The sequence below is a fragment of the Streptomyces sp. NPDC002701 genome (assembly GCF_042889045.1).
In the GTDB taxonomy this organism is placed as follows: Bacteria; Actinomycetota; Actinomycetes; order Streptomycetales; family Streptomycetaceae; genus Streptomyces.
Map to the genome: position 1 here is coordinate 196,503 of NZ_JBIAQL010000007.1, position 13,279 is coordinate 209,781.

10 protein-coding genes are annotated in these 13,279 nt (G+C 72.2%); 8 read left to right on the forward strand and 2 right to left on the reverse strand.

Annotation, left to right across the window (positions count from 1 at the left end; translation table 11 throughout):
• Nucleotides 1-180: 180 nt before the first annotated feature.
• From ACFYXC_RS21295 to ACFYXC_RS21315, 5 genes are all read left to right on the forward strand, one after another.
• On the forward strand, nt 181-3,627 hold the full coding sequence (locus tag ACFYXC_RS21295) for a CARDB domain-containing protein (protein WP_389553634.1): 3,447 nt from the start codon (nt 181-183) through the stop codon (nt 3,625-3,627).
• Nucleotides 3,628-3,782: 155 nt separating this feature from the next.
• Nucleotides 3,783-5,438, forward strand: coding sequence for a PP2C family protein-serine/threonine phosphatase (locus tag ACFYXC_RS21300; protein ID WP_389553635.1), 1,656 nt, complete (start codon nt 3,783-3,785; stop codon nt 5,436-5,438).
• Nucleotides 5,435-6,562, forward strand: coding sequence for a B12-binding domain-containing protein (locus ACFYXC_RS21305; protein WP_389553636.1), 1,128 nt, complete (start codon nt 5,435-5,437; stop codon nt 6,560-6,562). The genes ACFYXC_RS21300 and ACFYXC_RS21305 overlap by 4 nt, the downstream gene beginning before the upstream one ends.
• Nucleotides 6,559-6,990, forward strand: coding sequence for an STAS domain-containing protein (locus ACFYXC_RS21310; RefSeq protein WP_388906251.1), 432 nt, complete (start codon nt 6,559-6,561; stop codon nt 6,988-6,990). Before ACFYXC_RS21305 ends, ACFYXC_RS21310 begins: the two co-directional genes overlap by 4 nt.
• A 74-nt stretch (nt 6,991-7,064) precedes the next feature.
• Nucleotides 7,065-7,577, forward strand: a complete 513-nt coding sequence (locus ACFYXC_RS21315; protein ID WP_389553637.1) for a MarR family winged helix-turn-helix transcriptional regulator — start codon at nt 7,065-7,067, stop codon at nt 7,575-7,577.
• Between the two features lie 30 nt (nt 7,578-7,607).
• On the opposite strand, the gene ACFYXC_RS21320 is transcribed toward ACFYXC_RS21315, so the two are convergent.
• On the reverse strand, nt 7,608-8,015 hold the full coding sequence (locus tag ACFYXC_RS21320; protein ID WP_389553743.1) for an ATP-binding protein: 408 nt from the start codon (nt 8,013-8,015) through the stop codon (nt 7,608-7,610).
• Nucleotides 8,016-8,237: 222 nt separating this feature from the next.
• Here ACFYXC_RS21320 and ACFYXC_RS21325 point away from each other — a divergent pair, with 222 nt between their 5' ends.
• The 3 genes from ACFYXC_RS21325 to ACFYXC_RS21335 all read left to right on the forward strand — a co-directional run bounded on the left by ACFYXC_RS21325 (nt 8,238) and on the right by ACFYXC_RS21335 (nt 11,712).
• A complete protein-coding gene (locus ACFYXC_RS21325) occupies nt 8,238-8,600 on the forward strand; it encodes an STAS domain-containing protein (protein WP_388906247.1) in 363 nt (120 codons plus the stop codon).
• A 1,070-nt stretch (nt 8,601-9,670) separates the two neighbouring features.
• Nucleotides 9,671-10,105, forward strand: a complete 435-nt coding sequence (locus tag ACFYXC_RS21330) for a DUF485 domain-containing protein (protein WP_389553638.1) — start codon at nt 9,671-9,673, stop codon at nt 10,103-10,105.
• Nucleotides 10,102-11,712 (forward strand): cation acetate symporter, encoded by a 1,611-nt coding sequence (locus ACFYXC_RS21335; protein ID WP_389553639.1) that lies wholly within the window; start codon nt 10,102-10,104, stop codon nt 11,710-11,712. The genes ACFYXC_RS21330 and ACFYXC_RS21335 overlap by 4 nt, the downstream gene beginning before the upstream one ends.
• Before the next feature lie 58 nt (nt 11,713-11,770).
• Here ACFYXC_RS21335 and ACFYXC_RS21340 read toward each other — a convergent pair whose 3' ends face one another.
• Entirely contained in the window at nt 11,771-13,171 is a 1,401-nt protein-coding gene (locus ACFYXC_RS21340; RefSeq protein WP_389553640.1) for an amidohydrolase family protein, read from the reverse strand.
• Between the last annotated feature and the right edge of the window lie 108 nt (nt 13,172-13,279).

Below are 13,279 nucleotides of genomic sequence, written 5' to 3' on the forward strand. Positions count from 1 at the left end.
TGTGGGCGTAGTTTCCGCAAAGAATCGACTGTGAAGCTCAATTGGCGTGCAACGCCGGTGTGTTCCGCGACGGACACTCCCTCCCCTCTCCGCACTCCCGGGTGCCTGCCCCGGCGTGCCCGGCCGCCCGCCGTGCTCCCGTCCCACGCACTCCCGCTCCCCCACGGAACAGAGGACCCCATGAGATGGAGACCCCTCGGCCGCCGGTCACTGACCGGTGCCGTCATAGCCGCGCTCATGACGACCGGGTTGGTACCGCTCGCCCTCACGTCGAGCGCCCGGGCCGCGACCGCCCCGGCCGACACCGGGCGGGCGAAAGCGGCGGCCGACGTCAACCTCGCGCTCGGACGTCCGGCCACGGCAGGCGGCGCGAACGGCGCGTACACCGCCGGGAACGTCACCGACGGCGCTCAGGCGTCCTACTGGGAGGGGCCCGCCGGTTCCTTCCCGCAGTGGGTCCAGGTCGACCTCGGCGCGACCCGCACCGTCGACCGGGTGGTGCTCAAGCTGCCCGCCGCCTGGGAGAGCCGCAGCCAGACGCTCTCCGTCCAGGGCAGCACCGACGGCAACAGCTTCCGCACGGTCGCCGCCGCCACCGGCCGGGCCTTCGACCCCGCAAGGGCCAACACCGTCCCGGTCGACCTCGCCTCCCCCGCCGAGGCGCGCTACGTCCGGGTGCACATCACCGGGAACACCGGCTGGAACGCCGCCCAGCTCTCCGAGCTGGAGGTGATCGGCGACGACGACGGCACCACGCCGCCCACCGGCACCAACCTGGCCCGCAACAAGCCGGTCGAGGCCACCTCTTCGGTGCACAATTTCGTCGCCGCCAACGCCACCGACGACTCCACCTCCACCTACTGGGAGGCGGCCGGCCACCCTGCCGACCTCACCGTCAAGCTCGGCGCCGACGCGGACATCTCCGCCGTGGTGGTCAAACTCAACCCGGACCAGGTGTGGGGAGCCCGCACCCAGGCCGTCCAGGTGCTCGGCCGGGCGAACTCGGCGAGCGGCTTCACCTCGCTGCGTGACCGCGCCGACTACGCCTTCAGCCCCGCCAAGGACAACAACTCGGTGACCATCCCGGTCACCGGCCGCGTGTCCGACGTACGGCTGAGGTTCTTCTCCAACACCGGGGCACCCGGCGGCCAGGTCGCCGAGTTCCAGGTCGTCGGGACCGCCGCACCCGCGCCCGACCTGACCGTCACCGGGCTGGACTGGACGCCCGCCGCCCCCTCGGAGCGGGACGCGGTGACCGTGAACGCCACCGTCCGCAACGCGGGCACGGCACGCTCGGCCGCCACGACCGTCGAGGCCGGGCTTGAGGGCACGACCGCCGGCAGCGGGAACGTACCCGCGCTCGACCCGGGCGCGTCCGCCACCGTGGCGGTCGCCGCCGGCACCCGGCCGGCCGGCACCTACACCGTCTCCGCCGTGGTGGACCCGCGCGGCACGGTCGCCGAACTCGACGACACCAACAACAGCCGCACCGCCGCGAACCGACTGGTCGTCGGCCAGGCTCCCGGCCCCGACCTGGAGATCCGCGGTATCACCACCAGCCCGGCCAACCCGGCCGTCGGCTCGTCCGTGTCCTTCACCGTCGCCGTGCACAACCGCGGCACCACCGCGGCCGCGGCCGGCTCCGTGACCAGACTGCAGGCCGGCTCCACCACGCTGAACGGCACGACCGGCCAGGTGGCGCCGGGCGCCACGGTGAACGTGGCGATCAGCGGGACGTGGACCGCGACCAGCGGCGGTGTCACCCTGACCGCGAGCGCCGACGCCACCGGAGTGGTCGACGAGACCAACGAGAACAACAACGTGCTCGCCAAGTCCCTCGTCGTGGGCCGCGGCGCCGCCGTCCCGTACACCGAACTGGAGGCGGAGGACGGCCGCTACCAGGGCACCCTGCTCACCGCCGACGCCAAGCGGACCTTCGGGCACACCAACTTCGCCACCGAGTCCTCGGGCCGCAAGTCCGTGCGGCTGAACTCCACGGGTCAGTTCGTGGAGTTCACCTCGACCACGCCCTCCAACTCCATCGTGGTGCGCAACTCGATCCCGGACGCCGCCGGCGGCGGCGGAGCGTCGGCCACGATCAGCCTGTACGCCGGTGACACCTTCGTGCAGAAGCTGAACCTGTCGTCGAAGCACAGCTGGCTGTACGGGACCACCGACGACCCCGAGGGGCTCACCAACACCCCCGGCAGCGACGCCCGGCGCCTCTTCGACGAGTCGCACGCCCTGCTGACGCAGACCTACCCGGCGGGCACCAGGTTCCGGCTGCAGCGGGACGCGGGTGACACGGCCGCGTTCTACGTCATCGACCTGATCGACCTGGAGCAGGTCGCGCCCGCCGCCGCCAAGCCGGCGAACTGCACGTCCATCACCGAGTACGGGGCCGTCCCGAACGACGGGCTCGACGACACCGACGCCCTCCAGCGGGCGGTGACCGCCGACCAGAACGGCCAGATCTCCTGCGTGTGGATCCCGTCCGGGCAGTGGCGCCAGGAGCAGAAGATCCTCACCGACGACCCGCTGAACCGGGGACAGTTCAACCAGGTCGGCATCCGGGACGTCACCATCCGGGGCGCCGGCATGTGGCACTCCCAGCTCTACACGCTCACCCCGCCCCACCAGGCCGGCGGCATCAACCACCCGCACGAGGGCAACTTCGGCTTCGACATCGACCACAACACCCAGATCTCCGACATCGCCATCTTCGGCTCGGGCACCATCCGCGGCGGTGACGGCAACCACGAGGGAGGCGTCGGCCTGAACGGCCGCTTCGGCAAGGGCACGAAGATCACCAACGTGTGGATCGAGCACGCCAACGTCGGTGTGTGGGCCGGCCGCGACTACTCCAACATCCCCGAACTGTGGGGGCCCGGCGACGGGCTGGAGTTCTCCGGTGTACGCGTCCGCAACACCTACGCGGACGGCGTCAACTTCGCCAACGGCACCCGCAACTCCACCGTCTACAACTCGTCCTTCCGCAACACCGGTGACGACGCCCTCGCGGTGTGGGCCAGCAAGTACGTGAAGGACACCTCGGTGGACGTCGGCCACGACAACCACTTCCGCAACAACACGATCCAGCTGCCGTGGCGGGCCAACGGCATCGCCGTGTACGGCGGCTACGGCAACACCATCGAGAACAACGTCGTCGCCGACACGATGAACTACCCCGGCATCATGCTGGCGACCGACCACGACCCGCTGCCGTTCTCCGGGCAGACCCTCATCGCGGGCAACGCCCTGCACCGCACGGGCGGCGCGTTCTGGAACGAGGACCAGGAGTTCGGTGCCATCACGCTCTTCGCACAGGGCCAGGACATCCCGGGCGTGACCATCCGTGACACCGAGATCCTCGACTCGACGTACGACGGCATCCAGTTCAAGACGGGTGGCGGCGCGATGCCGGGCGTGAGGATCACCGACGTCCGGATCGACGGGTCCAGGAACGGCTCCGGCATCCTCGCCATGAGCGGGGCCCGGGGCAGCGCCACCCTCACGAACGTGACGATCACGAACTCGGCCGAAGGGAGCGTACTGATCGAGCCGGGATCGCAGTTCACCATCACCGGCGCACCCGTCGGGGCGTCGGCCGCCCGGCTGAACCGCTGAGTCAGGGGTCTCCGGCTCCTGCTGTCAGGGGCCGGAGACCCGCACCGGCCGGGAGGCGTGGTTGCCAGAAGTGCCCGCCGTGGGAGATTGTTGCCTCACGGCAATGTTTCTTCGAATGGATGAGGTGAGGGATTCGCGCAGCGGGTCCTCAATTCTTGGTCTCCACCCAAGCGCAAACCGGCGCCGGCACGGAGTACGGCTCTCTCTGGAGCGACGCCCCCTATCCCGTCCTGGTCGCTGACGCGCAGGGTTCGGTGGTGCTGCGCAACAACGCCGCCGGTACTCTCCTGCCCGCGGCCCGGCCCGGTACACGTCTCGGGGACGTGGTCCCGGCCTGGCTGTCCACGGCGCACGACGCGGCGCTGGCCGCGGGCCCGCGGACCGGCCGGGACACGGACGCGCCGCTGACGGGCCCGATCGGTGAGCGCAGCTTCGAGGCGCACGCCGGCGTGCGGCCCGACGGCACGGTGGCGTGGTGGCTGGTCGACGACACCGATCACGCGCTGGCACGCGAGGCCCTCCACCTGGAGCGCAATCGGACGGCCTTTCTGTCCGAGGCGTCCAGCACACTGCTCTCCTCCCTCAACCTGGGGCGCTGTATGGATGTGACCGCGCAACTGGCCGCGGAGCATCTCGCCGACGCGGCGCTGGTCATCGCACCCACCCATGGGCGGCGGCTGCCGGTGGTGACCTGCCTGCGGGGCGGCAGCCCCACCCTGTCCCACGAGTCGGTGGACCCGAACGAGGTGCCCGGTCTCGGTGAGGCCCTGCGCGGATTCCCGCCGGTGCCCTCCCGGTGGATCGACCCGTCCGCCGCGCCGGACTGGATGGTGCCCGAGGGCTTCGGCCCGGTCGGATCGATAGTGATCACTCCCCTCCCCGGTCACGGCGTCCCCGCCGGCGCCCTCGTTTTGCTGCGGCGTTCGGGCGGCGCCGCGTTCACCGACAGCGAGGAGGTCTTCGCCCGTCTGTTCGCGGCGCGCGCCGGGGCGGCGATGTCGGCCGCCCGGCTGTACGCGGAGCAGACCTCGATCACCGACGTGCTGATGCGGGAACTGCTGCCCCCGTCGCTGCACCAGATCTCGGGGGTCGACTACGCCGGCGGCTACCGCCCGTCCGCCGACCACGAGCGCATCGGCGGCGACTTCTACGACGTGCACCCCGCCGCCGTCGAGGGCGAGGCGTCCCTGGTCACCCTCGGCGACGTGTGCGGCAAGGGCCTGGAAGCCGCCGTGCTGACCGGGAAGATCCGCAACACCCTGCACGCCCTGCTGCCGCTGGCCGACGACCACCAGCGGATGATCAGCCTGCTCAACACGGCCCTGCTCAATTCCCATCACACCCGGTTCGTCACCCTGGTCCTGGCCTCCGCCGTGCGCGAGGGCAGCGGGGTGAGCCTGCGGCTGACCAGCGCCGGTCATCCGCCGCCGCTGATCGTCCGCGCGAGCGGCGTGGTGGAGGAGGCCGAGACGCGCGGCACCCTGGTGGGAGCCATGCCGAAGGCCCCGGCCCGCACGACCGTCCTCACCCTCGCGCCCGGGGAGTCCTGTGTGCTCTACACCGACGGGATCACGGAGGCCGAGGGCGGGCCGATGGGCGGCGTCCAGTTCGGCGAGGCACGGCTCAGGCGCGTCCTCGCGGAATGCGCGGGCATGCCGTCCGAGAGCATCGTGGAACGTGTCCAGATGCTCGCCTCCCAGTGGATCGGAACGGGACGCCACGACGACATGGCCGTCGTCGTGATCTCCGCGCCCCGCACCCACCACCTCAGCGCGGTCGACGGCCACACCCGGGGCAGGTTCACGGCATGAGCGTCGGCACTCCCCGCCCTCTCCCCGCCGGCGGGACGGTCCGGCGACTGGCCGGCGAGCTGTGGAGCGCCGTCTTCGCGGCCGACGAGTACGCGGCCACGGAGACGGTCCTCGCGGCGCTGGACAGCGGCGTCGCCCCGGAGACCGTGCTGCTGGACGTGATCGCCCCGGTCCAGGGCAGGGTGGGCGAGGAGTGGGCCGCGAACCGCCTCAGCGTGGCGCAGGAACACGCCGCGACCGCCATCAACGAACGGGCCGTCGCCGCACTGGCCCGGCATCCCGCCGCCCGCACCGTCCCCACCCGCGGCAGGATCACGGTGGCCTGCGTCGACGGCGAATGGCACGCGCTGCCGGCCCGCCTGCTCGCCGAGGTGCTCACCCTGCGCGGCTGGCACGTCGACTACCTCGGCGCGCAGGTGCCCGCCCCGCACCTCATCGCCCATCTGCACCGCACCGACTCCGACGCGGTCGCCCTCTCCAGCTCGATCGCGACCCGGCTGCCGGCCGCCCACGCCGCGATCACCGCCTGCCAGGCCGTCGGCGTCCCCGTCCTCGTCGGCGGCGCCGCCTTCGGCTCCGACGGCCGCTACGCCTTCCTGCTCGACGCCGACGCCTGGGCGCCCGACGCCCGCTCCGCGGCCGACCGTCTCGCCCTGGGCCCGCTGCCCCGGCCGCGGCCCGACCACCAGCAGCTGGACGACCTGCCCCACCTGGTCGATCAGGAGTACACCCTGGTCACCCGCAACAGCACCTCGCTCGTCCGTACCGTCTTCGCCGCCCTGGAGGACGCGTTCCCCGCCCTGCGCACGTACAGCGAACCTCAGCGTGAGCGCACGGCCGAGGACCTCGCCCACATCGTGGAGTTCCTCGCCACCGCCCTGTACCTGGGCGACGAGGACCTGTTCGCCGGGTTCCTGACCTGGACCGCCGGGATCCTCACCGCGCGCGGTGTGCCCGCGCACAGCCTGACCCCGGCCCTGTCCCTCCTGACCCGTGAGCTCAAGGACTTCCCGCGGGCCGTCCGTGTCCTCGAACACGGGGCGGCCGCGCTCGTGCCGTCCCTCGGGCAGGACACCCCCGCACCGGTCCCCGCCGACCTCAGCACCGCCGAGAGCCCCTCATGACGACGACGCCCCCCGCCCACCTGCGCCTGACCACGGTCGACACCGAGGACACGGTCCGCATCGAGCTTCAGGGCGACCTCGACCACGAGACCGCCGACAGCCTCCTGACCGCTGTCACCACGGTGCTGTCGAGGCATCCGCGGCCGGCCGACCTGCGGCTGCACTGTGCCGGGCTCGGCACGGTCGACTCCCTGGGACTGTCCGTGCTGCTGATGGTCCGCCGCCGGACCGGTCAGGCGGATGTCCGTCTCCACCTGGACGACCGTCCGGCAGCCCTGGACCGGCTCCTGACCATCACGGGCAGCCTGGAGTATCTGACGGCGTCCTCCACCGGGGACGCGACCTCCTCCCCCGGTACGGACGAACCTTCCCGCACGAGCGGCGAAGCCATGACCGCCCGGCCGACCGGACCGGACGGCACCACGTGACACCGCGCCGCCCGATGCCACGCCACCTGCCGACCGGCCACGGGGCGGAAGCCGCCACACCGACGGGGGAGCCCATGCCACCACCAGACCCGGCCTCGCACGACTTCTCCCACGAGGCCGCCCGGACCGCCGGCGGTATCACCGAACTCCTCGACGTGATGTGGGAGAGGGCCCGACAGGCCACCGCCACGGCGACCTCGCCCGCCTCGCTCTCGCAACTGCGTCTGATGTATCTCGTCGACCGCGCCGACCGTGCGGAGGGGCTCCGGATGCGGACGGTGTGCGAACAGCTCGGCGCCGCGCCCCCTTCCGTGAGCCGTCTCTGCGATCGCCTGCAGGCCATCGGTTTCCTGGAACGCCTGCCGTGTCCCGACAGCGGCCGGGAGGTCGTCCTGCGGCTGACCACCGCGGGGAGAACCCATCTGCAACGCATCCGTGAGCAGCGCGAGACGATGCTTCACCACGCCATCGACGCGATGCCCCTCACCGAACGGCGCGCGCTCGCCAAGGGACTCGCGGGACTCCATGCCCAGCTCACCACGTCCACCGGTGCGCACCGCGACGCGGGCAGCAGCTCCGCGGCCTGAGGTGTCGGCCGTCGGCCGCGGCTCGCGTGCTCAGCCGTCGGCGTCGTCGCCGAGCAGGGCGATGCGGGCCGTTATGCGCTTGCCCACGGGTTCCTGCTGGATGGTGAGCTCCTCGGTGACCGCCTTGACGATCTCCAGTCCGTGCTGGCCGATCCTGCCGGGGTCGGCGGTCCGGGCCGTGGGGACCGTGGGGTCGCTGTCCCACACCGTGACGTCGACGCTGTCTGCGGTGACGCGCAGTTCCATCAGGACGGGGCCGGGGGCGTACTTGCGGGCGTTGGTGACCAGCTCGCTCACCACCAGCTGGGTCAGGTCCATCGCCCGCGCCGACACGGGCAGACGGTGCTCGGTGCGGGCCCGGCCGAGGAAGTCGACCGCGTGGTGGCGGGCCTCTGCGATGCAGCCGTGGTCGCCGCCCAGGGCGTACCCCGCGCGCATCAGGTACCCGTCCGAGGCTATCGAGCCGTCGTCGTCGGCATGGGATCCCACTGGCCTCGCCCTCATTCCCCGTTCACGTGCGCGCCACTACCCGGCATGCGCGTCCCCATGCCACAGGGGGTGTTCTTCGGCACAACCGCCTGCATGCATCCGGCCACGGCGGTGGGGCAGAATCGTCCTGCACGCTCCGACCCGGGGTAAGCCTAATCAGTCGAGGAGACGGTGACCGACATCCAGAAGGCGGGCCGGCCGGACCGGCTCTCCATCGAGCACACAGACACCGGCGGCGTCCACGTCGTCACGGTGCGGGGCGAGATCGATCACGCCGTCAGCGGCATGCTCGGCGAATCCCTGCTGATCGCGGACCGCGAACCGCCGCGCATCGTGGTGGACCTCAGCGGTGTGACGTTCATGGACTCCAGCGGCATCAACGCCTTCATCGGCGCCTACCAGGCGGCGAGCGGCGCGCAGGGGTGGCTGCGCATAGCCGCCGCCCAGGAACCCGTCCTGCGTGTCCTGAAGCTGGTCGGCATCGACGCCGTGATCCCCTGCCGTCCCACGCTCGAACAGGCGCTGAACGGCTGAGCGGGGCCGAGAGGACTCGCCGGTCCGCCGGCCGAGCGCCGGCGGGAGAGGCACGCCCGTCCCGGTGCGCGGCCGTGTCGCGCCCGTGGTGGTACGCCGGTGAGCTCCGGCCGCCGCCCGGCCGCCGCGGCGACCCGGGGCGCGAGGCGTCGCGGCTCCCCTCGACCGGTCCCGGCGCCGGGTCCCGGCCGGCCTCGTGGCGCGTGACACCCGGCGGCCCCGGGACTCACGTGGGAGTCCCGGGGCCGCCGCGTCCTCGAAGGGTTCCGGAGGGCGTCAGGCTTCGACCGCCGGCTGCCGGGGCGCGTCGAGCCGGCCGGTCGTGGCGCCGTCGGCCCCGGCGGCACGGGCGGCCGGGATGAGGGCCGCGACGACGGCCGCGACCAGGGCGACGCCGGCACCGATGATCAGGGCGGTACGGAAGCCGTCCTCCGAGGTGATGCTGTAGCCGCCCTCGACGAGGAGCGCGAGCGGACGGTCGGTTCGCTGGACCGGATCATGGCCGACTGGTCCGACGACGACATCGCCCAGTTCGCCTTCTACCTGCGGCGGTTCAACACCGGCATCGAGCGGCTCGGCAAGCGGCCCTGGCCCCGTCCCTGACGCCGGCCGAAGGACACGGCACCCGGACCCCGCAGGCCAACTCCCGCCACACGCAGTGCCGTAGGGGCGACGACGGATTCACGAGGGCCGCGGAAGGGTAATCATGAGCCCTGTGCGGGAGACGGGAAGACGCCGGGCGCGGGGCCCTGCGGCGCACCGAGCGCACAGAAGACCCGGCCCTCCCGCATCGCGCACACCCCCGGGGCCGAAAGCCCTTGCCCCCGGACCGCCGAAGGACTCCCCCGAGGCCGCACCCGTCCCTCAAGGCACCTCCCTCACCGGTTGAAGGACCCACCACCCCAGGTCGACGCCCCGGACACGCGCAAACGAGCCAGATCGCTCGAAAGACCCCACTTCGCAGATCTCGCCGAATAGCGTGCGAGAAATCGAACACATCTCCCCACCCCCTCCCCACCTCCCTGCGGTCCGCGCATCTGCCGGACCCCTGCCGCGCTAGGAGAACCGGGATGTCCGACGACCCCACGGATGCGTACGCTCCCCCGCCGCAGCACGCCGAACACCCCGCCACCCGGCCCGCCTGGGCCACCTCCGCGGAGCCCTTACCCGAGCGCACGGCGCTTCCCTCCGGACCCGCGCCCGGGCACCACCGAGATCTGCGCGTCCTGCGCCGCGCCTACCGCCGGCAGCGCCGGGTCGCCACCTTCACGGCCCTCGGCTACTTCACGGTCTTCCTGATCCTCTCCGCCCAGGCACCGTCGTTCATGACGCGGCCCGTCCGCGGCGGCCTGTCCACCGGCATGGTGCTCGGGCTGATCCAGCTCCCCGTCACCTGGCTGGCGATCGTGCTCTTCGAGTTCACGGCCGGCCGGTACGTCGACCCGCTCGCGCGCCGGATGCGGCAACGCACGACCCTGCTCGCCGAGCGGGAGCCGGGGCGATGACGGATGTCGGCGGCACCGCGCAGACGTGGTCCCTGGTCGCCTTCTGCACCGTCGTCACCGTGACGCTCCTGCTGTGCGTCATCGCGGGCCCGGACCGTGACGACCTCGACGAGTTCTACACCGGGTACCGCTCGCTGTCCCCGATGCGCAACGGCCTCGCCATCGCGGGCGACTACATCTCGGCGGCCACCGTCCTCACCATCGGCGGCGTCATCGCGCTGACCGGCTACGACGGCGTCGTCCTCGCCCTCAGCACCCTCCTGTCGCTGCTGCTCCTGATGTTCCTGCTGGCCGAACCCCTGCGGAACACCGGCCGTTTCACCCCCGGGGACGCCATCGCCCGGCGTATGCCGGGGCGCGCCGTACGCATCACCACCTGTGTCGTGACCATCGCCTCGCTGATGCCGATGATGCTGGTGCAGCTCGCCAGCACCGGGCAGCTGCTCGCCTTCATCCTCGGCTTCAGCAGCACCACCATGAAGACCGGCTGCGTGATCGGGGTCGGCGGGCTGATGATCACCTACGCGGCCATCGGCGGTATGAAGGGCACCGCCCTCATCCAGATCCTCAAGATGGTCATGCTCCTCGGCTCGGGGGCCGTGATCGCCGTCCTGATGCTCCGCACGTTCGCGTGGGACCCGGGAGAGCTGTTCCGCAGGGCCGCCGAACGCAGCGGCGCGGGCACCGCGTTCCTCCGTTCCGGTCTGCAGTTCTCCGGCGGCCCGCACCCCGGCCTCGACATGGTCAGCACGCAGTTCGCCATCGTGCTCGGCGGCGCCTGCCTGCCCCATGTCACCATGCGCATGTTCACCGCGGACAGCGCACGGCAGGTACGCCGCTCGATGTCGTGGGCGGTGTCGTCGGTCGCCCTGTTCATGCTGATCATCACCATCGTCGCGATCGGAGCCACCGCGCTCGTCGGCAGGGCGGGGATCACCGCGGCCGACCCACGCGGCAACACGGCCTATCTCCTCGGCTCGCGGGCGGTCTTCGGTCCGCACGTCTCCCGGGTCGAGACCTTCCTGTTCACCACGGTCACCGCCGCGATCTTCCTCACCCTGCTCGCCTCGGTCGCCAGCATGATCCTGGCCTGCGCCAACTCCCTGGCCCACGACGTCTACGCCGGCCGCGCCGGCACCCGTTCACCGGTACGGGAGATGACCGTCGCCCGCGTCTGCGCACTCGCCGTCGGTATCCCGACGATCGTGCTCGCCGGTCTCATCCAGCACCGCAGCCTCCAGCCCCTGGCGACGCTGTCGTTCTGCCTCGCCGCCTCCGCCATCGCCCCGGCGCTGATCTTCAGCCTCTTCTGGCGCCGCTACACCCGTACCGGTCTGCTGAGCACGCTCATCGGCGGCTCGCTCGCGGTCCTCGTCCTGATGCCGGGCACCCGGCTGGTCTCGGGGACACCCACGGCCGCCTTCCCCGACGCGGACTTCAACTGGTTCCCGTTCCACACGACCGGCCTGGTGTCCATCCCGCTGGGCTTCGCGTTCGGCTGGCTCGGCACGCTGTTCTCGAGCCGCCGGGAGACGCGGCAGCGGCAGAAGGACTACGAGCGGATCGAGGCGAGAATCCTCGCGGGCCCCGAGCCCCGGCCGAGATGACCGGCGGCACGCGACGCGACCGTCGGCCTCCGGTTGTCCGACGCCGGCCTCGTGGCGGTCATCGGCCGTCCTCGGCCGCGGCGCGGCCGGACTCGGCGGTGCGGGCGTCCGTGGTCGGCTTCTCTGCGGTGGGTGTCCCCGCGGTGCGCGGGTGTGCCGCGTCGTATGTGGCGCGCTCGAAGCGCCGGCCTCGCTTGACGGTCAGGGTGACGCTGCGCAGACGGTCGATGTCGTGCAGCGGATCGTCCTCCAGGACGACGAAGTTGGCGAGCTTGCCCGCTTCGACGCTGCCCATGAGATCCTCCGCCCCGGCGCTGCGGGCCCCGAGCAGGGTGGCCGAGCGCAGGACCTCCTCGGGCGGGATGCCGCAGCGGCGCACGAGGAACGCCAGCTCGTCGAAGAGCGCGGGGAAGGGCTCCTCCGGCGGGGTCTCGTGGTCGGTGCCGGTCGCGAGGTCCACGCCGGCGCGGTACGCCTGAGCCGTGAGGTGGGCGGCCAGCTTCGCGTTGGCCCGCGCGCGAGCGGCGCCCTCGGGCCCGTCCCCCGCCAGTTCGGCGCTCTCCCACATGCCGGCGGTCGCGTCGAGGACGGTCCCGTTGCGGCACATCAGGACGAACAGCTCGTCGAGGCAGGGGTCGTCCTCGGCCGCGAACCTGTCGTGGTCGACCGGCGGTTTGTCCTTGTACGTCGTCAACGGCCCGTCGGCGCCCTCGAAGGCGAGCAGCGTGACGTGCGAGACGCTGTCCACCCCGGCCTCGACGACCTGCCGGGGCGTGGCGGGGAAGACGGCGGCGTGGGCCCAGACGGGGATGCCCTGGCGGTGCGCCTCGGCGGTGATGCGGGCGACCGTGCGGTGGTCGAGGTCGGCGTAGACCTTGATGGCGGCGGCGTGCGTGCCGCGCGCGAGGGCGACGGCGACGCGCAGGTCCGTGTCGGGTGTGACGGCCTGCATCCACGGGACGGCGCCCGGGGTCTCGCCCCGGGACACCTGGTGGGTGCGCGGGTCGTCGAAGAAGCCGGGGCCCGCCATCAGGGCGGCGTAGCGGATGTCGGGGCCGGGGATCTCCCCGACGAGGGTGGCCCGGGCGAGGTCGCCGACCTGGCGCAGGTCGTCGGCCATGTCGCGGATCGCCGTGACGCCGCTGTGCACGAGACGGTCCAGCACCGCCTCCGCCGCGGGGCGGTCGGGCGGCGTAGCGATGTGCTGGTGGGAGTCGATCAGGCCCGGCAGGACGAAGCGCCCGTCGAGGTCGAAGACGCGCGCGCCGGCGGGCACGGTGCCGGCGATCTCGGTGTCGTCACCGACCGCGCGGATCGTCTGGCCGTCGACGACGATCGACGTCGACGGCCGGGCCGGTCGCCCGGTGCCGTCGAACAGGGTGGCTCCCCGGTACACGGCGACCATGCCGGGCGGCGGCGGGGCGTGCGGGGTCGGCGCTCCCGTGGCCTCGTGCGTCATCTTCGGCTCTCCATCAGGATTGTTACGCTGTACGTAACACATGTATCGTCAGCAGAAACACGCGTCACCGTACGCCGCCGCACCCCGACGCCACAAGGAGTGGTCGGA